General features: G+C 58.7%; 24 protein-coding genes. 18 read left to right on the top strand and 6 right to left on the bottom strand.

Features of this window, described 5'->3' with window-relative positions; genetic code table 11:
* The 12 genes from ACEPLT_RS13885 to flhE all read left to right on the top strand — a co-directional run bounded on the left by ACEPLT_RS13885 (position 1) and on the right by flhE (position 14,233).
* Positions 1-759, top strand: a complete 759-nt coding sequence (locus ACEPLT_RS13885) for a fimbrial biogenesis chaperone (RefSeq protein WP_232928666.1) — start codon at positions 1-3, stop codon at positions 757-759.
* Positions 735-3,119, top strand: a complete 2,385-nt coding sequence (locus tag ACEPLT_RS13880; RefSeq protein ID WP_032675046.1) for a fimbria/pilus outer membrane usher protein — start codon at positions 735-737, stop codon at positions 3,117-3,119. Before ACEPLT_RS13885 ends, ACEPLT_RS13880 begins: the two co-directional genes overlap by 25 nt.
* Positions 3,116-4,081 carry a Csu type fimbrial protein gene (locus tag ACEPLT_RS13875; RefSeq protein ID WP_039266612.1) on the top strand — a complete coding sequence of 322 codons (966 nt, stop codon included), beginning with the start codon at positions 3,116-3,118 and terminating at the stop codon, positions 4,079-4,081. Before ACEPLT_RS13880 ends, ACEPLT_RS13875 begins: the two co-directional genes overlap by 4 nt.
* Positions 4,082-4,165: 84 nt before the next feature.
* Entirely contained in the window at positions 4,166-5,833 is a 1,668-nt protein-coding gene (tar, locus tag ACEPLT_RS13870; RefSeq protein ID WP_032675045.1) for a methyl-accepting chemotaxis protein II, read from the top strand.
* A gap of 44 nt (positions 5,834-5,877) precedes the next feature.
* Entirely contained in the window at positions 5,878-7,479 is a 1,602-nt protein-coding gene (gene tap / locus ACEPLT_RS13865) for a methyl-accepting chemotaxis protein IV (protein ID WP_023344434.1), read from the top strand.
* Between the two features lie 19 nt (positions 7,480-7,498).
* Positions 7,499-8,365: a protein-glutamate O-methyltransferase CheR gene (gene cheR / locus ACEPLT_RS13860; protein ID WP_008500429.1), complete on the top strand. Its 867-nt coding sequence runs from the start codon at positions 7,499-7,501 to the stop codon at positions 8,363-8,365.
* Positions 8,362-9,411: a protein-glutamate methylesterase/protein-glutamine glutaminase gene (locus tag ACEPLT_RS13855; RefSeq protein ID WP_008500430.1), complete on the top strand. Its 1,050-nt coding sequence runs from the start codon at positions 8,362-8,364 to the stop codon at positions 9,409-9,411. The genes cheR and ACEPLT_RS13855 overlap by 4 nt, the downstream gene beginning before the upstream one ends.
* Positions 9,412-9,428: 17 nt before the next feature.
* Positions 9,429-9,818: a chemotaxis response regulator CheY gene (gene cheY, locus ACEPLT_RS13850; RefSeq protein WP_008500431.1), complete on the top strand. Its 390-nt coding sequence runs from the start codon at positions 9,429-9,431 to the stop codon at positions 9,816-9,818.
* Positions 9,819-9,828: 10 nt separating this feature from the next.
* Positions 9,829-10,473: a protein phosphatase CheZ gene (cheZ, locus tag ACEPLT_RS13845; protein ID WP_008500432.1), complete on the top strand. Its 645-nt coding sequence runs from the start codon at positions 9,829-9,831 to the stop codon at positions 10,471-10,473.
* A gap of 148 nt (positions 10,474-10,621) precedes the next feature.
* Positions 10,622-11,770: a flagellar biosynthesis protein FlhB gene (flhB, locus tag ACEPLT_RS13840; protein ID WP_021240449.1), complete on the top strand. Its 1,149-nt coding sequence runs from the start codon at positions 10,622-10,624 to the stop codon at positions 11,768-11,770.
* Positions 11,763-13,841 carry a flagellar biosynthesis protein FlhA gene (flhA, locus tag ACEPLT_RS13835; RefSeq protein ID WP_232928664.1) on the top strand — a complete coding sequence of 693 codons (2,079 nt, stop codon included), beginning with the start codon at positions 11,763-11,765 and terminating at the stop codon, positions 13,839-13,841. Before flhB ends, flhA begins: the two co-directional genes overlap by 8 nt.
* Positions 13,841-14,233 carry a flagellar protein FlhE gene (gene flhE / locus ACEPLT_RS13830; RefSeq protein WP_232928662.1) on the top strand — a complete coding sequence of 131 codons (393 nt, stop codon included), beginning with the start codon at positions 13,841-13,843 and terminating at the stop codon, positions 14,231-14,233. The genes flhA and flhE overlap by 1 nt, the downstream gene beginning before the upstream one ends.
* A 58-nt stretch (positions 14,234-14,291) precedes the next feature.
* On the opposite strand, the gene argS is transcribed toward flhE, so the two are convergent.
* Positions 14,292-16,025 carry an arginine--tRNA ligase gene (gene argS, locus ACEPLT_RS13825; protein ID WP_008500436.1) on the bottom strand — a complete coding sequence of 578 codons (1,734 nt, stop codon included), beginning with the start codon at positions 16,023-16,025 and terminating at the stop codon, positions 14,292-14,294.
* A 239-nt stretch (positions 16,026-16,264) separates the two neighbouring features.
* On the opposite strand from argS, the gene ACEPLT_RS13820 reads away from it, so the two are divergent.
* The gene (locus ACEPLT_RS13820; RefSeq protein ID WP_039266608.1) at positions 16,265-16,834 is read left to right on the top strand and encodes a VOC family protein; all 570 of its coding nucleotides are present in this window, start codon (positions 16,265-16,267) and stop codon (positions 16,832-16,834) included.
* A 69-nt stretch (positions 16,835-16,903) separates the two neighbouring features.
* Entirely contained in the window at positions 16,904-17,647 is a 744-nt protein-coding gene (gene cutC / locus ACEPLT_RS13815) for a copper homeostasis protein CutC (RefSeq protein ID WP_032676030.1), read from the top strand.
* A gap of 175 nt (positions 17,648-17,822) precedes the next feature.
* Here the strand turns inward: cutC and cmoB are convergent, their stop codons facing one another.
* Genes cmoB through ACEPLT_RS13790 form a run of 5 tightly spaced genes read right to left on the bottom strand, consistent with a single transcriptional unit; the run spans position 17,823 to position 21,403 of the window.
* A complete protein-coding gene (cmoB, locus tag ACEPLT_RS13810) occupies positions 17,823-18,794 on the bottom strand; it encodes a tRNA 5-methoxyuridine(34)/uridine 5-oxyacetic acid(34) synthase CmoB (protein WP_045908203.1) in 972 nt (323 codons plus the stop codon).
* Entirely contained in the window at positions 18,791-19,534 is a 744-nt protein-coding gene (cmoA, locus tag ACEPLT_RS13805; protein ID WP_232928660.1) for a carboxy-S-adenosyl-L-methionine synthase CmoA, read from the bottom strand. The genes cmoB and cmoA overlap by 4 nt, the downstream gene beginning before the upstream one ends.
* Before the next feature lie 40 nt (positions 19,535-19,574).
* Positions 19,575-19,970 (bottom strand): MAPEG family protein, encoded by a 396-nt coding sequence (locus ACEPLT_RS13800; RefSeq protein ID WP_232928658.1) that lies wholly within the window; start codon positions 19,968-19,970, stop codon positions 19,575-19,577.
* 51 nt (positions 19,971-20,021) lie between these two features.
* Complete coding sequence (locus ACEPLT_RS13795; RefSeq protein WP_248213920.1) at positions 20,022-20,840, bottom strand: DUF72 domain-containing protein; 819 nt, start codon at positions 20,838-20,840, stop codon at positions 20,022-20,024.
* Positions 20,837-21,403, bottom strand: a complete 567-nt coding sequence (locus tag ACEPLT_RS13790; protein WP_045908206.1) for a hydrolase — start codon at positions 21,401-21,403, stop codon at positions 20,837-20,839. The genes ACEPLT_RS13795 and ACEPLT_RS13790 overlap by 4 nt, the downstream gene beginning before the upstream one ends.
* Before the next feature lie 263 nt (positions 21,404-21,666).
* Here ACEPLT_RS13790 and aspS point away from each other — a divergent pair, with 263 nt between their 5' ends.
* Genes aspS through ruvC form a run of 4 tightly spaced genes read left to right on the top strand, consistent with a single transcriptional unit; the run spans position 21,667 to position 25,208 of the window.
* Entirely contained in the window at positions 21,667-23,439 is a 1,773-nt protein-coding gene (gene aspS, locus ACEPLT_RS13785) for an aspartate--tRNA ligase (protein ID WP_032675040.1), read from the top strand.
* A 1-nt stretch (position 23,440) separates the two neighbouring features.
* On the top strand, positions 23,441-23,884 hold the full coding sequence (nudB, locus tag ACEPLT_RS13780; RefSeq protein WP_008500446.1) for a dihydroneopterin triphosphate diphosphatase: 444 nt from the start codon (positions 23,441-23,443) through the stop codon (positions 23,882-23,884).
* Between the two features lie 27 nt (positions 23,885-23,911).
* Entirely contained in the window at positions 23,912-24,652 is a 741-nt protein-coding gene (locus tag ACEPLT_RS13775; protein WP_008500447.1) for a YebC/PmpR family DNA-binding transcriptional regulator, read from the top strand.
* A 34-nt stretch (positions 24,653-24,686) separates the two neighbouring features.
* Positions 24,687-25,208: a crossover junction endodeoxyribonuclease RuvC gene (gene ruvC / locus ACEPLT_RS13770; protein ID WP_003859749.1), complete on the top strand. Its 522-nt coding sequence runs from the start codon at positions 24,687-24,689 to the stop codon at positions 25,206-25,208.
* Positions 25,209-25,222 lie beyond the last annotated feature (14 nt).

The following is a 25,222-nucleotide window of genomic DNA, read 5'->3' as shown; positions in this document are numbered from 1 at the left end:
ATGAAGCCAGTTTTCAGACCTGTTTGTCTGGCGGGCGCGTTGGGAATGGCTGTGGCAACCGGTCAGGCGCAGGCGGCAGCCACCATTCTGCTCTGGCCTATCGACCCGTGGCTTGCGGCAGACGCCAACGCCACGGAGCTGTGGATCCAGAACCAGGGAAACAGCGCCACCACGATGCAGGTGCGAATTGTGCGCTGGAAGCAGGAGGACGGACACGAACGCTACACCGCGCAGCAGGATGTGGTCGCCAGCCCGCCCATCGTCACGATTGGCACAGGCAGCAAGCAGCTTATCCGTCTTATTAAGCAGGCCCGCGTTCCCGCAGGCGTCGAACAAGCCTACCGCATTATCGTGGATGAAATTCCTCAGCCTGATGCCAAAGCAGAACCCGCCATCGGCCTCAAGTTGCAGATGCGTTACTCCATTCCGCTGTTTGTGTATGGCCAGGGGATCCCGACAATAAAAGAGGGGGCGCATCACGCGCTGGTGGAGACCCGGAACCTGAGCTGGCGGGTGACGCGAGCGGATGGGCAGCCGGTACTGGAGGTCCGGAATCGGGGGGATGTCCATGTCAGGCTGAGCCAGGTGGCGCTGGAGCAGGGAGGGCAGAAACGCACGGTCGCGGAGGGATTGCTGGGTTACGTACTTCCCGGCAGCACCCGCAGCTGGCCGATACCCGCAGGCGTTCGTCAGCCAGAGCGGATGAGCGCGCAGATTAATGCCAGGGAAGCACAATGGCAGTCGACGCTCGTCAACTGAAGCCGGCGATGATGATACTGCTTTGCGTCAGTTCCGCGACCTGGGCTGAGCCCGGCGATGACAGCCTTCCGCCGCCGCCCCAGGCACAGGCGATACATGATGAAGCGGTCTTCCAGCTTGCCCTCGTGCTCAACCACTACGATACCGGTCTGGTCGTGCCCGTGACGCAGCGCAAAGGCGCTTTCTTTATCTCCAGCGCTGACCTGCTGCGCGCGGGGCTGCCCCCGGAACATGTTCCTGCCGGAGAGGTGAATCTCTCATCGCTTTCTCAGGTTCGGGTGGAGTACGACAGCGCCGGACAGCGCCTGCTGCTGACCGTTCCCCGGGACTGGGTTGCATCCCGCGTGACGCCGTTCGGCGCGCAAACGGCGCAGGCCAAACCGCACTTCGGGCGCGGCGCGCTGCTCAATTACGATCTCTACACCAACCACACGGAGCATATCGGCGGACAGGCGTCCCTCTGGCATGAATTCCGCTATTTCAATGAGAACGGCTCGTTTTCCTCCACCGGCTATGCCCGGGAAAATTTCACCGGTAACGACGGTCAGCAGGAAGGGTATGTCCGCTATGACACGACCCTGCTGTTCACTAACGAGGATGACGCAATGAGCTGGAGCGTCGGGGACGTGATCAGCGATGCCCTGAGCTGGAGCTCCAGCGTGCGGATGGGGGGGATCAGCGTCGGGCGAGATTTCTCCCTGCGCCCTGACCTGGTGACGTGGCCGCTGCCCGAATTCGCGGGGGAAGCGGCGGTACCCACCTCGGTGGATCTCTTTATCAACGGCTATCGGTCCGGCTCAACCCAGCTTCAGCCGGGCCCCTTCACCCTGACCAATCTGCCCTATATCAACGGCGCCGGGGATGCGGTACTGGTCACGACGGATGCACTGGGGCGCCAGGTCAGCACCACGCTGCCGTTTTACGTTTCCAGCGACCTGCTTAAAAAAGGGCTGAGCGACGGCGCCGTGACGCTGGGCAGCCTGCGGCGTAATTACGGTATCAAGAATTTTGACTACGGCCCGGCGGCAGGCAGCGGCTCGTATCGCTACGGGGTGACGGACTGGCTGACGCTGGAGGGTCATGCCGAAGGGGCGCAGGCGCTGGCGCTGGGCGGGGCTGGGACGGTGATTAAACTCGGCCAGTTTGGCGTGGTGAATACCTCTTACTCGCAAAGCCGCATGCGCGGGGAGGCGGGCGGGCAAATCAACTGGGGTTACCAGTACAGCACCAGCGAGTTCAGCGTGGCCACCCAGCACACGCGTCGGGACCGCGGCTTTGGCAATCTGGCCCTGTACGACCAGCCTACGGTGTATGACGAGAACGATAAACCCATCGCCAGCTTCAGCCGCAATACGGACCAGTATTCTCTGACCTTCAACCTGGGACAGTACGGCAACATCGGCGCAGCCTGGATTGGCGTGGAGAGTTTTGACAGTCAAAAAACCGAGCTGCTTAATCTCTCATGGAGCCGTAATTTGTGGGGCGCGAGCAGTATTTACCTCGCCGGGAGCCGGGACCAGCAGCGGGGAGACTGGACGGTCGCGCTGTCGCTACAGGTGCCGCTGGGGGCACGCGACAGCGCCGCGTTCACCGTCGAAAACACCCCGGATGCGGGCAACACCCAGCGCATTAACTACAACCATTCCATGCCGTCTGACGGCGGCTTTAGCTGGAACATGGCCTGGGCCAACCAGTCAAAATCCAGTGACTATCAGCAGGGCACGCTGGGCTGGCGTAATAACAATATTGAACTGCAGGGCGGCGGCTACGGCGAAAGGGACATGATGACCTGGTGGGGCGAGGCGATGGGCGCGATTGTTCTGATGGACGGCGAGCTGTTCGCGGCGAATAAGATCAACGATGCGTTTGTGGTCATCAGTACCGACGGCCATCCGGACGTGCCCGTCAGCTATGAGAACCAGCCCGTTGGCAAAACGAATAACAACGGTTACCTGCTGGTCAGCGGGGTGTCGGCGTATTACCCGGCAAGCTACCGCATTGATACCCTGAACCTGCCGGCGGACACCCGGCTGAAAGAGACCGAGCGGCGAATTGCGATTCGGCGTCACAGCGGCTATCTGGTCGATTTCCCGATGGAGCAAGAGAGAGTGGCAAGCGTCATCCTCCACGATGCGCGCGGCCAGGCGCTGCCGGTGGGAAGCCAGGTCCGGCGTGCCTCGCGCAGCAATGTGGTGGTGGGGTATGACGGTATTGCCTGGCTGGAAAACCTTAGCGATGTGAATCCGCTGGAGGTGATCGCGCCTGACGGAAAACGCTGCAAGGTCACCCTGACCGTGGGAGCCAACCCGGAGCACAAGCTGCAAACCTACGGTCCGCTGGTGTGCCGGGAGGCGCCATGACGCGCCTGCTGTTTATGCTTCTGCTGCTGGTGGCCAGCGGCAGTTGGGCTGACTGTCGAGTCAGTACGGTTAACGCCGCGTTTGGGAGTGTAACCTCATTCGCGCTGAGTGGTTCTGGCGAAGTGGCAACCACCGGAACACTGGTCGTAGCCTGTGATGCGCTGGTGAACTTGCTGACCGGGGACACCATCACGCTGAATTTTGTCTCAGCTACCGTTTCGGCCAATGGTCGTGCGACCATGAAGCGCACCGACAACGCGGCCATCACCGATGTGATCCCGACACGCCTGTGCGGGCAGTCGGGCTGCGCTAACAACAGCGAAGTGCAGACCAGTAAAACCTATACCTGGGACAGCAGTACCTTGTTAAATCTGATCGGCGGCAAACAATACAATATCCCTCTCTATTTCCGCACGGTACCGGGGCAAAATGTGACCGCGGGTCCTTATCAGGTGACGCTAAACTTCGATATCACCTATAGAGTCTGCTCGGTGGGCGTGCTCAACGCGTGTTTGTCGGGACTGCAAACCGGAACGAAAGGAACCAGCATCACGTTGGATATGACCGTCACCAACGACTGCAGCGCCATGACCACGCCGGACGTCAACTTCAACAGCGCGCCGCTGGTACAAAGTTTCCCCACCGTCTCACAGGCGATTGCCGTCACCTGTACCAAAGGCAGTACCTATACCATCGGCATTAACAACGGTGCTAACGCGCTGAATAACGTGCGCCGGATGGTAAGCGGCAGTAACTACCTCAGTTATGACATCTATAAAGAAGCCACGGGTAACCGCTGGGGCGGCAGCGGCAGCGAACGCTGGACCAGCGCGACGTCGTCGCAGGTCAGTACCGACGGTCTCCTGCGTACCTACAACTACACCGCGAAAGTGCTGACTAATCAGGCCACGCCACCCGCCGGAACCTACACCGATACGCTGATTGTCGACGTGGCTTTCTAACCCCGCGCTTTTCCCTTTCTCAAATGTAAAGTTCCTGTTGGCTGTGCCGATAACACCGTTAATAAATCTATGAGAAGGTGTTGTATGTTGAACCGTATCCGCGTTGTCACAATGCTTATGATGGTGCTGGTCATTTTCGCACTACTTCAGCTTATCTCCGGCGGGCTTTTTTTCTCGTCATTAAAACAGAACCAGGACAGCTTTGCGGCCTCGAACGATCTCCGCCTGCAGCAGAGTGAACTCACCTCAACGTGGGATCTGATGCTGCAAACGCGTATCAACCTGAGCCGCTCGTCCGCGCGCATGATGATGGATCCCAACAATCAGCAGAGCAGCGCGAAAACCGATCTGCTGAAAAATGCCCGGGCGACACTTGCGGATGCCGCAAAGCATTACGAGGCCTTTAAGAAAATCACCCCGCAGCCTGCGATGGAGCAGGTGAGCCAGAATATCGACGAAAAATACAACGCCTACCATGCCGGTCTGGCAGAGCTGATTCAGTTCCTGGAAAGCGGCAACATGGACGCCTATTTCGCGCAGCCGACGCAGGGGATGCAAAACGCCCTCGGCGCGGCGCTGGGGGAATATGCAAAGGTCAGTGGCGATCTGTATCACTCCGCGTTTGCTGAAAGCCAGAATGACTACCGCTTTGCGAAATGGCAGATGGCGGTGCTGGCGCTGGCGCTGGTCATTGTGCTGATCGCGGTCTGGTACGGCATTCGCCATATCCTGCTGAACCCTCTCGGTCGCGTCATCGCCCATATTCGTGACATTGCCGGCGGTGACCTGACCAAAACGCTGACCGTGTCCGGGCGCAATGAGATCACCGAGCTGGCAAACAGCGTTGACCATATGCAGCGTTCGCTTATCGATACCGTCGCCAACGTGCGTAGCGGCACGGATGCCATCTATACCGGCACCAGCGAAATTGCGATGGGCAATAACGACCTCTCATCGCGCACTGAACAGCAGGCGTCCGCCCTGGAAGAGACGGCGGCCAGCATGGAGCAGCTCACCGCGACCGTGAAGCAGAACGCCGATAACGCCCGCCAGGCGTCTCAGCTGGCGGAAAGCGCCTCCGAGACGGCGCAGCGCGGCGGCCGCGTGGTGGATGGCGTGGTGAAAACCATGCACGACATCGCCGAGAGCTCGAAGAAAATCGCCGACATCATCAGCGTTATCGACGGCATTGCCTTCCAGACCAACATTCTGGCGCTGAACGCCGCCGTGGAAGCGGCGCGCGCGGGCGAACAGGGACGCGGGTTTGCCGTGGTGGCCGGGGAAGTGCGCAACCTGGCCAGCCGCAGCGCCAACGCGGCAAAAGAGATCAAATCGCTGATTGAAGATTCCGTCTCCCGCGTCGATACCGGCTCCGTGCTGGTGGAAAGCGCCGGGGAGACCATGAATGACATCGTGAATGCCGTCACCCGCGTGACGGACATCATGGGTGAAATCGCCTCTGCGTCTGATGAGCAGAGTCGTGGTATCGACCAGGTTGCCCTGGCGGTATCGGAAATGGATCGCGTGACACAGCAAAACGCCGCCCTGGTGCAGGAGTCCGCTGCGGCGGCCGCTGCGCTGGAAGACCAGGCGAGCCGTCTGAAGATGGCCGTCTCGGCGTTTCGTCTCGCTTCACTCGCTGGAAACACGGTCACCCCGCAGGCGACGTACCGCGCGCCAGCCGCTGAAACGGCTGCAAACCGTACGCGTACCGCGACGACCGGACAAGATGAAAACTGGGAAACATTTTGACTGACAATTAAACCGCGGCTGCTTGCCGCTTGATGGGAGCGTGGATGTTAAATCGTATTCGTATCTCGACCACACTGTTTTTGATTCTGATCCTTTGCGGTGTGTTGCAGGTTGGCAGTAACGGGTTGTCTTTTTGGGCGTTTCGCGATGGCTATCAGAATTTGCAGGACGTTGAGGCGAGTAATCAGCAGCGCTCCGCACTGGCACAAACCCGTGCCGTGCTGTTGCAGGCAAGCACTGCGCTGAACAAGGCGGGAACCTTAACCGCGCTAAGTTATCCGCCGGATGACATTAAGGCGCTGATGGCCACCGCACGCGACAGCCTGAAACAGGCTGACGCACAGTTTAAGGCCTTTGCGGCACAGGCCACCGGCAGCGAGAAAGAGAAAGCGCTGAAGGCCGCCATGAAGACCCATTTTGAACAGTGGTACAGCGATCTCGACCATCAGGCGACGTGGCTTGAGAACAACCAGCTGTCGGATTTTATGACCGCGCCGGTTCAGGCCTCGCAGGCGGCGTTTGACGGCAGCTTTGACGCATGGCAGCAGGATATCAATCAGTCTGTTCTGCGCGCCGGTGAAGCAAGCCGCACCAGCTATCACATGTCGGGCGTCATCTTCGGCGTGATGGTGATTCTGGCGGGCTTGCTGACCGGCGCCGCGCTGCTCTGGTCACGCAAAATGATTGTGCAGCCGCTGGCGATTATCAGCAGCCACTTCGACAGCATTGCGAAAGGCGACCTGGCGCGTCCGGTGGCGGTGTTCGGCAAAAACGAAATTTCGGCGATCTTTGCCAGCCTGAAGGCGATGCAGGGATCGCTGCGGGAAACGGTATCCGACGTGCGTCAGGGCAGTTATGCCATGCACACCGGGATCTCAGAGATTGCGGCGGGTAACAACGATCTCTCATCCCGCACCGAGCAGCAGGCGGCCTCGCTGGCGCAGACGGCAGCCAGTATGGAGCAGCTGACCGCGACGGTTAGCCAGAACGCCGATAACGCGCGTCAGGCATCTGACCTGTCAAAACAGGCGGCGATGACGGCGAAGAAGGGCGGCGACCAGGCGTCCCATGTCGCCAGCACCATGCAGGAAATCGCCACCAGTTCACAGAAAATTGGTGACATCATTAGCGTGATTGACGGTATCGCGTTCCAGACCAACATACTGGCGCTGAATGCTGCCGTTGAAGCGGCGCGTGCCGGGGAGCAGGGGCGCGGGTTTGCGGTGGTGGCGGGTGAGGTGCGTAACCTGGCGAGCCGCAGCGCCAACGCGGCGAAAGAAATTAAGGTGCTGATTGAAGAATCGGTGTCACGGGTTCAGCAAGGCTCTGCCCTGGTGGATACGGCGGCACAAACCATGCACGAAATCGTCACCTCCGTGACGCGGGTGAACGACATCATGGGCGAGATTGCCTCGGCGTCGGATGAACAGCGTCGCGGGATTGAGCAGGTTGCTCAGGCGGTCACCCAGATGGATCAGGTGACGCAACAGAACGCCTCGTTAGTTGAGGAAGCGGCAGCGGCAACCGATCAGCTGGCCAGCCAGGCGGATCGTCTGACCGGGCTGGTCGCGGTATTTAATGTGAAAGAGCACGTTGAAGCAGTAACAGAAGTCGGGCGGTCGCAGGCCGTGCCAGTTGTATCCTGAATGTAATTAAGAAGGCGCTATGACATCACCAATGCCCCCTGGGCAAACGTCATTATTGTTGCAGATGACACAGCGCCTCGCGCTGTCCGACGCGCATTTTCGTCGGATATGTCAGTTAATCTACCAGCGTGCGGGGATCGTGCTTGCGGATCATAAGCGGGACATGGTCTACAACCGTCTGGTGCGGCGCTTGCGTACGCTGGGGCTGGATGATTTTGGTCGCTATCTGAGCATGCTCGAGGCGAACCAGAACAGCGCCGAGTGGCAGGCTTTTATTAACTCGTTAACCACCAACCTGACGGCGTTTTTCCGGGAGGCTCACCACTTCCCGGTCCTGGCCGAGCATGCGCGCCGTCGCACCGGGGAGTATCGCGTCTGGAGTGCGGCCGCCTCGACGGGTGAAGAGCCGTACTCGCTGGCGATCACCCTTGCCGATACGCTGGGGATGGCGCCGGGACGCTGGAAGGTCTACGCCAGCGATATCGATACCGAAGTGCTGGAGAAGGCGCGTAACGGCGTTTATCGCCAGGATGAACTGAAAACGCTGTCGCCGCAGCAGCTGCAGCGTTATTTCATGCGCGGCACGGGCCCGCATGAAGGCTTGGTACGCGTACGCCAGGAGCTGGCGAACTGCGTCGAATTCGCGCCCGTTAACCTGCTGGATAAGCAGTACAACGTGCCGGGGCCGTTCGACGCCATTTTTTGCCGTAACGTCATGATCTATTTTGATAAAACGACGCAACAGGACATTTTGCGTCGGTTTGTTCCGTTGCTCAAGCCTGACGGTTTACTGTTTGCCGGGCACTCGGAAAACTTCAGCAACCTCGTGCGTGAGTTTAGCCTGCGTGGGCAAACGGTATATGCGCTGAGTAAGGAAAAAGCATGAGTAAAATCAGGGTATTGTCCGTCGATGATTCAGCGCTGATGCGTCAGATCATGACTGAAATTATCAATAGCCACAGCGACATGGAGATGGTGGCAACCGCCCCCGATCCGCTCGTAGCGCGGGATTTAATTAAAAAATATAACCCCGACGTGCTAACGCTGGATGTCGAGATGCCGCGCATGGATGGCATAGATTTCCTCGAAAAATTAATGCGGCTGCGGCCCATGCCGGTGGTGATGGTCTCCTCCCTGACCGGGAAAGGATCGGAAATCACCCTGCGCGCGCTGGAGCTGGGGGCGGTGGATTTTGTCACCAAGCCGCAGCTCGGCATTCGCGAGGGGATGCTGGCGTACAGCGAGATGATCGCCGAGAAGATCCGCACCGCGTCGCGGGCGAAGCTTGCCGCCCACACGCCGATGGCCGCGCCGGCGACCCTGAAGGCCGGTCCCTTACTCAGTTCGGAAAAACTGCTGGTCATTGGCGCGTCAACCGGAGGAACAGAGGCAATTCGTCATGTACTCCAGCCATTGCCGCTCTCAAGTCCGGGTATTCTGATCACGCAGCATATGCCGCCAGGCTTTACCCGTTCCTTCGCCGAACGCCTGAACAAGCTGTGCCAGATCAGCGTGAAAGAGGCGGAAGACGGCGAGCGCGTGCTGCCGGGACATGCCTATATCGCCCCTGGCGACAAGCATATGGAACTGGCGCGCAGCGGCGCTAACTATCAAATCAAAATTCATGACGGACCGCCGGTCAACCGGCACCGTCCGTCGGTGGATGTGCTGTTTCATTCGGTGGCGAAACATGCGGGGCGCAACGCCGTTGGGGTGATCCTGACGGGGATGGGCAACGACGGGGCCGCCGGAATGCTTGCAATGCACCAGGCTGGCGCCTGGACGATTGCGCAGAATGAAGCAAGTTGTGTGGTGTTCGGCATGCCGCGCGAGGCCATCAATATGGGTGGCGTGAGCGAAGTGGTCGATCTTAGCCAGGTAAGCCAGCAGATGCTGGCAAAAATCAGTGCCGGACAGGCAATACGTATTTGACTCAGGAGTATTATTTTATGGCGGATAAAGAGCTTAAGTTTTTGGTTGTGGATGACTTTTCCACCATGCGTCGCATTGTGCGCAACCTGCTGAAAGAGCTGGGCTTCAATAACGTTGAAGAAGCAGAAGACGGCGTGGATGCGCTGAACAAACTGCAGGCGGGCGGGTTTGGTTTTGTGATCTCCGACTGGAACATGCCAAACATGGACGGTCTGGAACTGCTGAAAACCATTCGTGCTGATGCGGGAATGGCGTCCATGCCGGTGCTGATGGTCACGGCAGAAGCGAAGAAAGAGAACATCATTGCCGCTGCACAGGCGGGCGCAAGCGGCTACGTGGTGAAGCCATTCACGGCGGCGACCCTGGAAGAGAAGCTCGGTAAGATCTTCGAGAAACTCGGCATGTGAGGTGTTGGTTATGATGCAACCTGCTATGAAACCCGTTGAAGAACACTCGCCGAGCGACATTATCGTCCGCATCGGCAGCCTGACGCGCATGTTGCGTGACAGCCTGCGTGAGCTGGGTCTGGATCAGGCAATTGCCGAAGCGGCGGAAGCGATTCCTGATGCGCGCGATCGCCTGGACTACGTCGTGCAGATGACCGCTCAGGCCGCGGAACGTGCGCTGAACAGCGTTGAAGCGTCACAACCGCACCAGGATGCGATGGAAAAGGGTGCGAAAGCGCTGACCAAACGCTGGGACGAGTGGTTTGAGAACCCAATCGAGCTGGCGGATGCCCGCGAACTGGTGACCGACACCCGTCAGTTCCTGGGGGATGTGCCTGGCCACACCAGCTTCACCAATGCCCAGCTGCTGGACATCATGATGGCGCAGGATTTCCAGGACCTGACCGGTCAGGTGATTAAGCGCATGATGGATGTGATCCAGGAGATTGAGCGCCAGCTGCTGATGGTGCTGCTGGAGAACATCCCGGAACCGGCAGCCCGTCCAAAACGCGAGAACGAAAGCCTGCTCAATGGTCCACAGCTCGACGCCAGCAAGGCGGGCGTGGTGGCAAGCCAGGATCAGGTGGACGACCTGCTGGACAGCCTCGGCTTCTGATGGTCCATTCCGCTTCAGGGGGTTAACGCCGCCTGGGGCGGTTTGCGACAAAATCACCGAAAAGAGCCCGAATAAACGGGCTTTTCCCGCCATTGGATTTCCGCTGCGCTGGCATGATACCCGTGACGTAATGGGCTGAGCGTGCACAGTGGCAGAAGAGAACGACGACAAAACGGAAGCCCCCACACCCCACCGACTAGAAAAGGCGCGTGAGGAAGGGCAGATCCCCCGATCCCGAGAATTGACCTCCCTGCTGATCCTTATCGTAGGCGTCTGCATTATCTGGTGGGGCGGGGAGTCGCTCGCCCGCAAGCTGGCGGGCATGCTCTCAACCGGCCTCCGTTTTGACCACAGTATGGTCAACGATCCGAATCTGATCCTCAGCCAGATTATTCAGCTGATTAAAGGGGCCATGGTTGCGCTGCTGCCCCTCATTACCGGGGTTGTGCTGGTCGCGCTGGTCTCGCCGGTGATGCTCGGCGGTCTGGTCTTCAGCGCCAAATCGCTGCAGCCGAAATTTTCCAAACTCAACCCGCTGCCGGGTATTGCGAAAATGTTCTCTGCCCAGACCGGGGCCGAGCTGCTCAAAGCCATTCTCAAATCGGTGCTGATGGGCAGCTCCGCGGGGTTTTACCTCTGGTACCACTGGCCGGAAATGATGCGTCTTATCAGCGAATCGCCGCTCACCGCGATGAGCAACGCGCTGAATCTGGTCGGGCTCTGCGCGCTGCTGGTGGTGCTCAGCATTATCCCGATGGTGGGTTTTGACGTGATCTTCCAGCTCTATACCCACTTCAAGAAGCTGCGGATGTCGCGTCAGGATATCCGTGACGAATATAAGCAGATGGAAGGTGACCCGCACGTGAAGGGGCGCATCCGCCAGATGCAGCGTGCCGCCGCCCGTCGCCGCATGATGGACGATGTGCCAAAGGCCGACGTCATCGTTACCAACCCGACACACTATTCCGTTGCGCTGCGCTATGACGAAAACAAAATGAGCGCGCCGAAAGTGGTGGCGAAAGGGGCGGGACTGATCGCGCTGCGTATCCGTGAAATTGGCACCGAACACCGCGTGCCGATCCTCGAAGCCCCTCCGCTGGCGCGTGCCCTGTACCGCCATGCGGATATTGGACAACAGATCCCGGGACAACTTTACGCCGCCGTGGCGGAAGTGCTGGCCTGGGTATGGCAGTTGAAGCGCTGGCGTCTGGCCGGCGGTCAACGGCCTGTGAAACCTGAGAACCTTCCGGTGCCTGCCGCGCTGGATTTTATGAACGAGAAGGACACTGATGGCTAATCTGGTGGCAATGTTGCGCCTGCCCGGCAACCTGAAATCGACCCAATGGCAGATCCTGGCCGGGCCGATTCTGATCCTGCTAATTCTGTCGATGATGGTACTGCCGCTCCCGGCGTTCATCCTCGACCTGCTTTTCACTTTCAATATCGCGCTGTCCATTATGGTGCTGCTGGTGGCGATGTTCACCCAGCGTACCCTGGAGTTCGCCGCGTTCCCGACCATTCTGCTGTTTACCACCCTGCTGCGACTGGCGCTGAACGTGGCGTCCACGCGTATCATCCTGATGGAAGGCCACACCGGGGCGGCAGCGGCAGGTAAGGTGGTGGAAGCGTTCGGCCACTTCCTGGTGGGCGGTAATTTCGCTATCGGTATCGTGGTGTTCGTCATCCTCGTGATCATCAACTTTATGGTCATCACCAAGGGTGCAGGGCGTATTGCGGAAGTGGGCGCGCGCTTTGTGCTGGACGGGATGCCGGGCAAGCAGATGGCGATCGACGCCGACCTGAACGCCGGGCTAATCGCCGAAGATGAAGCCAAAAAGCGCCGTGCGGAAGTGACGCAGGAAGCGGACTTCTACGGCTCCATGGACGGTGCGAGTAAGTTTGTGCGCGGTGACGCCATCGCGGGCATTCTGATCATGGTGATTAACGTGGTCGGCGGCCTGCTGGTGGGCGTATTGCAGCACGGGATGGACATGGGCCACGCGGCGGAAAGCTATACGCTGCTGACCATCGGTGACGGTCTGGTCGCGCAGATCCCGGCGCTGGTGATCTCCACTGCGGCGGGTGTCATCGTGACCCGCGTGAGCACCGATCAGGACGTTGGCGAGCAGATGGTGGGCCAGCTGTTCAGTAACCCGCGCGTGATGCTGCTGGCCGCGGCGGTGCTCGGGTTGCTCGGCCTGGTGCCGGGTATGCCAAACCTCGTCTTCCTGCTGTTTACGGCGGCGCTGCTGGGCCTTGCCTGGTGGATGCGTGGCCGTGAAACCAAACCGGCAGCGGAACCTGTTCCGGTCAAAATGCCGGAGAATAATCAGGCCGTCGAAGCGACCTGGAACGACGTTCAGCTGGAGGATTCTCTGGGAATGGAAGTCGGGTATCGCCTGATCCCGATGGTCGATTTCCAGCAGGACGGCGAGCTGCTCGGCCGTATCCGCAGTATCCGTAAAAAATTCGCCCAGGACATGGGCTTCCTGCCGCCGGTGGTTCACATCCGCGACAATATGGACCTGCCGCCCGCGCGCTATCGCATCCTGATGAAAGGCGTTGAAATTGGCAGCGGTGATGCCTATCCGGGCCGCTGGCTGGCGATTAACCCCGGCACCGCCGCAGGCACGCTGCCGGGCGAGCAAACCATCGATCCGGCCTTTGGTCTGGCCGCGATCTGGATTGAAAGCGCGCTGAAAGAGCAGGCGCAGATCCAGGGTTACACGGTTGTGGAAGCCAGTACCGTGGTGGCAACCCACCTTAACCACCTGATTGGGCAATTCTCGGCAGAGCTGTTTGGCCGTCAGGAAGCGCAGCAGCTTCTGGACCGCGTCACGCAGGAGATGCCGCAGCTGACGGAAGATCTGGTTCCGGGGGTGCTGACCTTAACCACGCTGCACAAGGTGCTGCAAAACCTGCTCGACGAGAAGGTGCCGATTCGCGATATGCGCACCATTCTGGAAACCCTTGCCGAACACGCGCCGATACAAAGCGATCCTCACGAGCTGACGGCGGTGGTGCGCGTGGCGCTGGGCCGGGCGATCACCCAGCAGTGGTTCCCGGGAACCGGAGAGGTGCAGGTTATTGGCCTCGATACGCCGCTTGAGCGTCTGCTGCTGCAGGCTCTGCAGGGCGGCGGCGGCCTGGAGCCGGGCCTGGCGGATCGCCTGCTGGCGCAAACCCAAGAGGCGCTGGCGCGTCAGGAGATGCTCGGCGCGCCGCCGGTGCTGCTGGTGAACCACGCGCTGCGTCCGCTGCTGTCGCGCTTCCTGCGCCGCAGCCTGAGCCAGCTGGTCGTGCTGTCGAATCTGGAGCTGTCGGATAACCGTCATATCCGCATGACCGCGACGATTGGAGGAAAATAATGCGTAAATGGCTTTGGATGCTGTTCTTCCCGCTGGCGGCGCAGGCTGCCGGGGGAGGCACCTGGCAGGCGAGCAGCATAGGGGTGACCCTCAGCAACCGCGGTGTTGCCATGTCATCTAACCCGCTGGCGCCTGCTGAAGAGGTTTCCGGTCTGATGGATCTGGTGGTCTGGAACTACCGGCTGATTGGCCCAACGCCAGCGGGCCTGCGGGTGCGCCTCTGCTCTCAGACGCGCTGCACGGAAATCGACGGCGAAAATGGAACAACGCAGGCGTTCAACGGCGTGCCGGCTATTGAACCTTTGCGTTTCATCTGGGAAGTGCCGGGCGGGGGACGTTTGATCCCGGCGCTGAAGGTGCAGAGTAATTCTGTCATCGTGAACTACCGCTGACGGTTGAATTGTCAGGACTGCAAAAAAACAAAACCCGGCGATTGCCGGGTTTTTTGTATTACATACGTTCTACGGTTTCGATACCCAGAGTATCCAGACCCAGCTTCAGGGTCTTCGCCGTCAGCTGCGCCAGCTTCAGGCGGCTGTTGCGGACCGATTCATTCTCCGCAGAGAGAATAGGGCAGTGTTCGTAGAAGCCGGAGAACAGACCCGCCAGATCGTACAGGTAAGCACACATTACGTGCGGCGTGCCGTCACGCGCGACCACGGTCAGCGTCTCTTCAAACTGCAGCAGACGCGCCGCCAGCTGCGCTTCACGATCTTCCGTGATGGTCACGGTGGCATTCGCCAGCACGCTTTCGTCGATATTGGCTTTGCGGAAGACCGACAGCACGCGGGTGTAAGCGTACTGCATGTACGGCGCAGTGTTGCCTTCAAACGCCAGCATGTTATCCCAGTCGAAGATGTAGTCGGTGGTACGGTTCTTGGAGAGATCCGCGTATTTCACCGCGCCGATACCCACGGCGTTCGCCAGTTTTTCCAGCTCGTCGGCCGGCATGTCCGGATTCTTCTCGGCCACCAGACGACGGGCGCGTTCCAGCGCTTCGTCCAGCAGGTCGGAGAGCTTCACGGTCCCGCCCGCGCGGGTTTTGAACGGCTTGCCGTCTTTACCCAGCATCATGCCGAACATGTGGTGTTCCAGCGGAACGCTGTCCGGCACGTAACCGGCTTTACGCACGATCGTCCACGCCTGCATCAGGTGCTGGTGCTGACGGGAGTCGATGTAGTACAGCACGCGGTCGGCATGCAGCGTTTCGTAACGGTATTTCGCGCAGGCAATGTCGGTCGTGGTGTAGAGATAGCCGCCATCCTTTTTCTGGATGATCACGCCCATCGGTTCACCTTCCTTGTTTTTGTACTCATCAAGGAACACAACCGTTGCGCCTTCGCTCTCCACCGCCAGGTTTTTCGCTTTCAGGTCCGCCACAATGCCGGGCAGCATTGGGTTGTACAGGCTTTCACCCATTACGTCATCACGGGTCAGGGTGACGTTCAGACGGTTATAGGTAAGCTGGTTCTGAGACATGGTGATGTCAACCAGCTTGCGCCACATCTCGAGGAAGTATTGATCGCCGCCCTGCAGTTTTACCACGTAGCTGCGCGCGCGCTCGGCAAAGGCTTCATCTTCGTCATAGTGCTTTTTGGCTTCGCGATAGAACCCTTCCAGGTCCGCCAGCGCCATTTCGCCCGCGTTTTCCTGCTGCTGTTTTTCCAGGTAAGCAATCAGCATCCCGAACTGGGTACCCCAGTCGCCCACGTGGTTCGCGCGGATCACCTTGTGACCGAGGAACTCGAGCGTACGCACCGCGGCATCACCGATGATGGTGGAGCGCAGGTGGCCAACGTGCATCTCTTTCGCCACGTTCGGGGCAGAGTAGTCGATCACGACGGTCTGCGCTTCCGGCTGGGAAACACCCAGACGATCGGATTTCAGCGCCGCGTCAACGTGGCTTGCCAGGAAGGCAGGCTCAAGGAAGATGTTGATAAAGCCCGGGCCGGCGATTTCGGTTTTGCTGGCAATGCCGGCGAGATCCAGATGCGTCAGTACCTGCTCAGCGAGCTGTCGCGGCGGCATACCCAGTTTTTTAGCCACTGCCATCACGCCATTAGCCTGATAGTCGCCAAACTGTACTTTTGCTGACTGACGAACCTGCGGTTCGCAATCCGCAGGCGCGCCTGCGGCAATCAGTGCCTGACTGACTTTTTCGGAGAGAAGAGCCTGAATATTCACCTGGATACCTTACTTTTTTGATGCGGGCTCACAACCACCCGCGCCAGTTAGAGAATTTAGGGCGGGAGTATACTGCAAATGCCTTCTGCCGTCAGCATCGCGGGGCCTGAAGATTGCTCAGAATCCAGGCTAAGAAGGTGTGCATAAACATGCAGTCTTAAAAAGCCGGATTCTGCGGTTGGTCAAAACAGAGCAACAGAGTAAATTAGCGGCTTTGCGACACGAAAAGAGAGTGACTTATGGCGAACTGGCAATCCATTGACGAACTGCATGATATTTCCGCAGATTTACCGCGCTTCACCCAGGCGTTCACAGAACTTGCCACCCGTCTCGGCCTGGATATCGCGCCGCTTGAGGCCGATCACATCTCTTTGCGCTGCCATCAGAATGCTACCGCAGAGCGCTGGCGTCGCGGATTTGAACAGTGCGGCGAGTTACTGTCCGAGAATATCATTAACGGTCGCCCCATCTGCCTGTTCAGGCTGCGTGAGCCGGTGAACGTGGCCCACTGGCAATTCACCGTGGTTGAACTGCCGTGGCCGGGCGAGAAGCGCTATCCGCACGAAGGGTGGGAGCACATTGAAATTGTCCTGCCGGGTGAGCCGGAGACATTAAACGCGCGCGCGCTGGCCCTGTTAGCTGACGAAGGCTTAAGCCAGCCGGGGATTTTTGTGAAGACCAGTTCGCCCAAAGGCGAACGTGAGCGGTTACCCAACCCGACGCTGGCCGTCACGGACGGGCAGGTCACGGTGAAGTTTCATCCCTGGACCATTGAGCAAATCGTTGCCAGTGAGGCGCAAGAGATGTGAGTTCCCGCCGGGACTGAAAACAGACGGCATGTCATGATGGTGCGTTTGGTGGAATTTAAGGAGGATTACATGGCGCTGCTGGAGATTTGCTGTTACAGCGTGGAGTGTGCCGTCACCGCGCAAAATTACGGAGCTGACCGCATTGAACTGTGTGCGGCACCCAAAGAGGGCGGGCTGACGCCTTCTTACGGCGTGCTGAAGGCTGCCCGTCAGGCCGTCACGATTCCCGTTCACCCGATTATTCGCCCGCGCGGCGGTGATTTTTGTTACACGGCGGGCGAGTTCGGTGCCATGCTTGATGATATCGCCCTCGTGCGCGACCTGGGGTTCCCCGGGCTGGTCACCGGCCTGCTGGATGAAGACGGCAATATCGACCTCCCGCGCATGCGTCAGGTCATGGGCGCCGCGCAGGGGCTCGCCGTCACTTTTCATCGCGCATTTGATATGTGTAAAGATCCGCTTCAGGCCTTTGAAACGCTTGGAGAACTTGGCGTGGCGCGCATTCTGACATCGGGTCAACAGCCGTCCGCTGAAAAAGGACTGCAATTAATTACGGAACTAAAAGCACATTCCGGTGTTCCAATAATAATGGCGGGTGCGGGAGTCCGTGCCAGCAATCTGGAACGGTTTTTAAACGCCGGGGTAGAAGAGCTGCACAGCTCGGCAGGCAAATGGATGCCGTCACCCATGCGTTATCGCAATACAGGATTGTCAATGTCGACGGATGCTGAAGCGGATGAGTATTCACGCTACGGCGTCGAGGGAGAGTCGGTTGCGGAAATGAAGTCGCTGATTGAGCGCCATCACGTGTAGCAACGTACCGATTTTTACCGCGCATCATGTCGCCCAATATGATGCTTGCTTGTACCAGGCCCCTGCAAATTACACAGGGGCCTTTTTTTCTCCTGCGCCCGGTAGCGCTTCGCTTACCGGACCTGGGAAATCGGGAGTAGGCCGGGTAAGGTGCAGCCGCCACCCGGCTAACAGGCTACGGCTTCGTCGCAATCAACACCGCTCGCATCGGGGCCGGATAGCCTTCGATGGTTTTGCTGTGATCGGTTGGGTCGAGGAACTGCTCCAGGGATTCGGTGATCATCCAGTCGGTGCGGCGCTGCTCTTCGATTGAGGTCACGCTGACATCGGCAATCCGCACGTCCACAAACCCGCATTTCTCCAGCCAGTTCTTCAGCGCCAGCGCGGAAGGGATGAAGTAAACGTTGCGCATCTGCGCGTAGCGATCGCCCGGCACCAGAACGGCATGTTCATCCCCTTCGATGACCAGCGTTTCCAGCACCAGCTCGCCGCCGCTGACCAGCTGATCTTTCAGTTGCCACAGGTGCTCCAGCGGGGAACGACGGTGGTACAGCACGCCCATGGAGAACACGGTATCAAACGCTTTCAGAGCGGGCAGTTGCTCAATACCCAGCGGCAGCAGGTGGGCGCGCTGGTCGTTACCCAACAGCTTACGTACCGCTTCAAACTGGCACAGGAACAGCTGCATCGGGTCAATACCCACCGCCAGATGCGCACCCGCGCCAATCATGCGCCACATGTGGTAACCGCTGCCGCAGCCCACGTCCAGAATGGTGCGCCCGGTCAGGTCGGAAAGGTGGGGCAGAACGCGATCCCATTTCCAGTCTGAGCGCCATTCGGTATTGATGTTCACGCCGTACAGCGAGAACGGCCCTTTGCGCCACGGCATCAGGTTGCGCATCAGCGTTTCGATGCGGTTTATCTGCCCTGGCGGAAGCGGTTCTTCACTCTCTGCGGTGACGCTGTGCAGGAGATCCAGACGATGCGGGGTCAGCTCGGGCAGAAACTCCACCGCATTCGCCCACTGCTTTAACAGGCCGTGCTGCTGATCGCGCTGCCAGGCGGCAATCTGCGCAGGTAGCGTCTCAAGCCAGTGTGAGAGCTGATTTTTGGCAATCAGCTGATAGAAGTTACTGAACTCGATCATGCCGGTTTCCCCGCTTTCAGCGCCACCAGCGAACCAAAGTTGAAGCACTGGAACCACAGTTCGCTATGCTCAAATCCGGCCTGACGCAGGCGCGCCTTGTGGGTTTCTACGGAGTCCGTCAGCATCACGTTTTCGAGCATGCTGCGCTTCTGGCTGATCTCCAGCTCGCTGTAGCCGTTCGCACGCTTGAAATCGTGATGCATATTGAACAGCAGCTCGCCAACCTCGGCATCTTCAAAACTGAATTTCTCTGAGAGCACCAGCGCGCCGCCAGGATTCAGCCCCTGATAAATTTTGTCCAGCAGCAACTGGCGGTCTTCCGGCACCAGGAACTGCAGCGTGAAATTCAGCACGACCATGGACGCGTTAGTGATCTCAATCTCGCGGATATCGCCTTCCACCACGTCCACTGGCACAGGGGCTTTGTAGGCGTCAATATGACGACGGCAGCGTTCAACCATCGCCGGGGAGTTATCGACGGCTATGATTCGGCAGCCTTCGTGGTGAACGTTACGACGAACCGACAGCGTTGCCGCGCCGAGCGAGCAGCCCAGGTCATAGACCTGCGTGCTGGGTTGAACGAAGCGCTCAGCCAGCATGCCGATCATAGAGATAATATTGGAATAACCGGGAACAGAGCGCTGGATCATATCCGGGAAGACTTCGGCTACCCGTTCATCGAAGGTCCAGTCGCCCAGGCTGGCGATAGGCGCGGAAAAAAGCGTGTCGCGATCTGACATAACGTAAAAATCCGGGAAAAATAAAGTGGCGTATTGTGCGCTAATGGAGGGAGAAAACCAACTCCCACGGCATATACCACAGGTTAGCCAGCACCATCAGCCAAAGTGAACACCAGGTCGCACTCATGCCGGAACGACGCCAGCGGATTAAGCGGTGGTGAAAACCGTAATAGTGCATCAGGCGGCCAGCGATAAGCAGCAGGCCACAGATGTGCACCATCCAGGTTTCTGCGCCATTCATCTCCATAAACAGCAGCAGGATTAAGGCCGCGGGGATGTATTCGACCGCATTGCCGTGAATGCGGATTGCGCTTTGCAGCTCGGAAAATCCTCCGTCACCGTAGGAGACGCGGTAGAGCGTTCTGAGGCGCACAACATCAAATGAAAATTTAATCAGCAGTAATGCACCTAAAACCGCATACAGCGCGCTGACCATACAAACTCCCTGTTTTTGGCAGATGGCACTTCACTATGATAGGGGGTGATATCAGAAAAGAGAAGATTGTTGTGGGATGGAAGGGGGGCTGCCCACGGACGGCACCGCAGTCTGCAAGGCCTGCCACAGAGCATCGACCAGTTCGGGGGCCTGGGCAATATCCGGCGTGTGCAAAAAGAGATACGGCGTGGTGGTGTGTTCCCACGAGGCCAGTTTTTCCAGCCAGACGGCGAACAGCGCCTGGTTTTGCGGCATGTTATCGCTGCCGATAAACCTGACCATGGGATTCTGCGCGGTCACCACGGCATGAACGGGCACTTTTGGCTTTTTACGCTGCGCCTCAATGATGGCCTCACTGTGCGGTATCGCGCTGTGCACCGGACGGCTATCGAGGATCACCCGGTTAACGGAGCGCTCGAGAAGGCCGCGGTTGAGCGCTTTTTCTGCTTCGCCCTTCGCAAAGAAGTCCTGGTGTCGAACTTCCACGCCGTAGGTAAACTCCCGGGGCAGGGCGTCCAGAAACGTCCACAGTGCGGACAGGTCGCGCGGGCCAAAGACGGCCGGAAGCTGCAGCCAGTACTGGCCAATGCGGTTTGCCAGAGGCGCCATCCGGGCAAAGAATTCGTCGGTCAACTCACCGCAGTTTCGCAGCGCGGCCTGGTGAGAAATGGTCGCCGGAAACTTGAAGCAGAAGCGGAAGTCGTCGGTCGTTTGTTCCCGCCAGCGCGCAACAATCTCGGCTTTCGGGAGCGCATAGAGGGTAGTGTTACCCTCGACGCAGTTGAAGTGTCGGGCATACTCTTCAAGGCTGGTGATGCCAAGGCGCACCCATTTTGGGTGCGACCACTGGGGTAAACCGACATACATCATAGCGCGCTGACAATCTCATCCGTGCTGCGCACGCGGCCGATGCGCGGGAAGATGTGGGTCATGCTGCCCTGGTGCTGTTCCGCGGAGGCCGCGCTGCAGGCATCTTCGGCGATCACCAGATTAAAACCGAGCTCCCACGCGTTGCGGGCAGTCGACTCCACGCCGATGTTGGTGGAAATACCGCACAGGATAATGGTGTCAATGCCGCGACGGCGGAGCTGCAGCTCAAGATCGGTGCCGTAGAAGGCACCCCACTGGCGTTTGGTGACTTCGATGTCGCTGTCGCGTTTGCCAAGCGAGACCGGGTACGTCCACCAGTTTTCCGGCAGGGCTCGCGCGGGTGCCTGCGCATCAACGGGCTGTTTTAACGCTTCGGCGTAATCCGCAGACCAGCCGACGCGCACCATGACAACCGGGGCACCGCTGGCGCGGCATTTTTCCGCCAGGCGGGCGGCGCGGCTGACCACATCGTCCGCGGTATGCGGGCCACCGGCGAAGGGCAAAATGCCTTCCTGTAAATCAATGACTACAAGCGCGGTTTTTCTGGCATCAAGGGTTAACATCGTTACTCCCGTTAAATTAATCACTTCCAGACACCATACGACGTGATGGCCTGTTATTGGTCGCATAATTTTGTTAATTTTTGTGAGAATGCGCAATAAGAGTGCAGCAAACGACCGCCTGGCCGTGGTTCGCTCTTATCGTCCGGCGGAATTTCCAGTATAATAGCCGCCTTTTTTCATCCAGTTGTGACATACAGAAAGCTGCGACATAGTAGCCTGCATACCAGGCGACATTTAGCCTGCGGCTAATTAAGGGATATCTCATGCGTACAGAATATTGCGGGCAGCTGCGTCAGTCCCACGTCGGACAGCAGGTCACCCTGTGTGGTTGGGTCAATCGTCGTCGTGATCTTGGTAGCCTTATCTTCATCGATATGCGCGACCGCGAAGGTATCGTTCAGGTGTTCTTCGATCCGGATCGCGCAGATGCGTTGAAGCTGGCCTCTGAGCTGCGTAATGAGTTCTGCATTCAGGTCACCGGCACCGTACGTGCGCGTGACGAGAAAAACGTTAACGCCGACATGGCGACGGGTGCCATTGAAGTGCTGGCGTCCGATCTGACGATCATCAACCGTGCTGAAGCGCTGCCGCTGGACTCCAACCACGTCAACACCGAAGAAGCGCGTCTGAAATACCGCTACCTGGACCTGCGTCGCCCGGAAATGGCTCAGCGCCTGAAAACCCGCGCGAAAATCACCAGCCTGGTGCGTCGCTTTATGGATGACCATGGTTTCCTGGATATCGAAACCCCGATGCTGACCAAAGCAACGCCGGAAGGCGCGCGCGATTACCTGGTGCCATCCCGCGTTCATAAAGGCAAGTTCTACGCGCTGCCGCAGTCTCCACAGCTGTTCAAACAGCTGCTGATGATGTCCGGATTCGATCGCTACTATCAGATCGTGAAATGCTTCCGCGACGAAGACCTGCGTGCTGACCGCCAGCCTGAATTTACCCAGATCGATGTGGAAACCTCCTTCATGACCGCCGAGCAGGTGCGTGAAGTGATGGAAGCTCTGGTGCGTAGCCTGTGGAATGACGTGAAAGGCGTTGAACTGGGCGATTTCCCAATCATGACCTTCGCGGAAGCCGAGCGTCGCTATGGCTCTGACAAACCAGACCTGCGTAACCCAATGGAGCTGGTAGACGTAGCTGATCTGGTTAAAAACGTGGAGTTCGCGGTATTCGCGGGCCCGGCTAACGACGCCAAAGGCCGCGTAGCAGCGCTGCGTGTACCGGGCGGCGCGGCTCTGAGCCGTAAGCAGATCGACGACTACGGTAACTTCATCAAGATCTACGGCGCGAAAGGTCTGGCCTATATTAAAGTGACCGAGCGTGCGAAAGGTCTGGAAGGTATCACCAGCCCGGTCGCGAAATTCCTGAACGCAGACATCGTGGAAGCGATCCTGGAGCGCACCGGCGCGCAGGACGGCGACATGATCTTCTTCGGTGCAGACAACAAGAAAGTCGTTGCGGATGCGATGGGCGCGCTGCGTCTGAAGCTCGGCAAAGACCTGAACCTGACCGACGAGAGCAAATGGGCGCCGCTGTGGGTTATCGACTTCCCAATGTTTGAAGACGACGGTGAGGGCGGCCTGACCGCGATGCACCACCCGTTCACTTCGCCTAAAGAGATGACGGCGGCAGAGCTGAAAGCGGCACCGGAAGAGGCGGTCGCCAACGCCTACGATATGGTCATTAACGGCTACGAAGTGGGCGGCGGTTCCGTGCGTATTCACAGCGGTGAAATGCAGCAGACCGTGTTCGGCATCCTGGGCATCAACGAGCAGGAGCAGCGTGAGAAATTCGGCTTCCTGCTGGACGCGCTGAAATACGGTACGCCTCCGCACGCGGGTCTGGCTTTCGGTCTTGACCGTCTGACCATGCTGCTGACCGGCACCGATAACATCCGTGATGTGATCGCCTTCCCGAAAACCACTGCCGCCGCGTGTCTGATGACCGAAGCGCCAAGCTTTGCCAACCCGGCCGCACTGGCTGAGCTGGGCATTGAGGTGGTGAAGAAGGAAGAGAAAAACTGATATGACATATAAGCTCCCCGTTTCGGTCCTGGTGGTCATTTATGCAGAAGACACGAAGCGGGTGCTGATGTTGCAGCGGCGCGATGACCCTGAATTCTGGCAGTCGGTTACCGGCAGTCTGGAAGAGGGGGAAACCGCGCCGCAGGCCGCCGCGCGTGAAGTAAAGGAAGAGGTCGCCATTGACGTTGCCCGCGAGCAACTGACCCTGAAGGACTGTCAGCGCACGGTGGAGTTTGAAATTTTTAGCCATTTACGTCATCGCTACGCGCCGGGTACCGAGCGCAATACGGAGTCCTGGTTCTGTCTCGCGCTCCCCCATGAACGGGAGATCGTGTTTACCGAACACCTGACCTACCGCTGGGTGAATGCGGCGGATGCCGCCGCACTGACCAAGTCGTGGAGCAACCGGCAGGCGATTGAAGAATTTGTAATTAACGCAGCCTGAAAAGGCGCGATTTTTGGAGAACTTTTTATGGCAGGTCATAGTAAGTGGGCCAACACCAAACACCGCAAAGCGGCACAGGATGCCAAGCGCGGTAAGATCTTTACCAAAATCATTCGCGAGCTGGTGACGGCAGCGCGTCTGGGTGGCGGCGACCCGGCGTCTAACCCGCGTCTGCGCGCGGCGGTGGATAAAGCGCTGTCCAACAACATGACGCGTGACACCCTGAACCGTGCTATCGCACGTGGCGTGGGTGGCGATGAAGACGCGAACATGGAAACCATCATCTATGAAGGTTACGGTCCTGGCGGTACGGCGGTAATGGTTGAGTGCCTGTCCGACAACCGTAACCGTACCGTTGCGGAAGTGCGCCACGCGTTCACCAAAACCGGTGGCAACCTGGGCACTGACGGTTCCGTTGCGTACCTGTTCAGCAAAAAAGGCGTCATCTCTTTCGAGAAAGGCGACGAAGATGCGATCATGGAAGCGGCGCTGGAAGCCGGTGCGGAAGACGTGGTGACCTTTGACGACGGTGCTATCGACGTTTACACCGCGTGGGAAGAGATGGGTGCCGTGCGCGATGCGCTGGAAGCGGCTGGCCTGAAAGCGGACAACGCTGAAGTCTCCATGATCCCGTCCACCAAAGCGGACATGGATGCGGAAACTGCACCAAAACTGCTGCGTCTGATCGACATGCTCGAAGACTGCGACGACGTTCAGGAAGTGTACCACAACGGTGAAATCTCTGATGAGGTTGCAGCGACTCTCTAATGAGAGCGTGTAGATCCGTTACAGGAGACGCGTGATGTCGATTATTCTCGGGATTGACCCAGGCTCACGCGTCACCGGGTATGGCGTTATCCGCCAGGTGGGACGCCAGTTAACCTACCTGGGCAGCGGCTGCATTCGCACCAAAGTGGACGATCTGCCTTCGCGCCTGAAGCTCATTTATGCGGGCGTGTCGGAGATTATCACCCAGTTTCAGCCGGACTATTTCGCCATCGAGCAGGTCTTTATGGCGAAAAACGCCGATTCGGCGCTAAAGCTCGGTCAGGCGCGCGGAGTGGCCATCGTGGCTGCGGTAAACCAGGATTTGCCGGTATTTGAATACGCGGCACGTCAGGTCAAGCAGACGGTGGTGGGCATCGGTAGCGCGGAGAAAAGTCAGGTGCAGCACATGGTGCGTACCCTGCTGAAGCTCCCTGCAAACCCGCAGGCTGACGCCGCGGATGCGCTGGCGATTGCGATTACCCACTGTCACGTCAGCCAGAACGCGATGCAAATGAGCGAGTCGCGGCTCAATCTGGCGCGAGGCAGGTTACGATAATGACAAATCAGGCT

The organism is Enterobacter sp. fkY84-1, from assembly GCF_052974705.1.
Note: the sequence above shows the minus strand (reverse complement) of the source record. Positions and strands in the feature narration are given on the sequence as shown.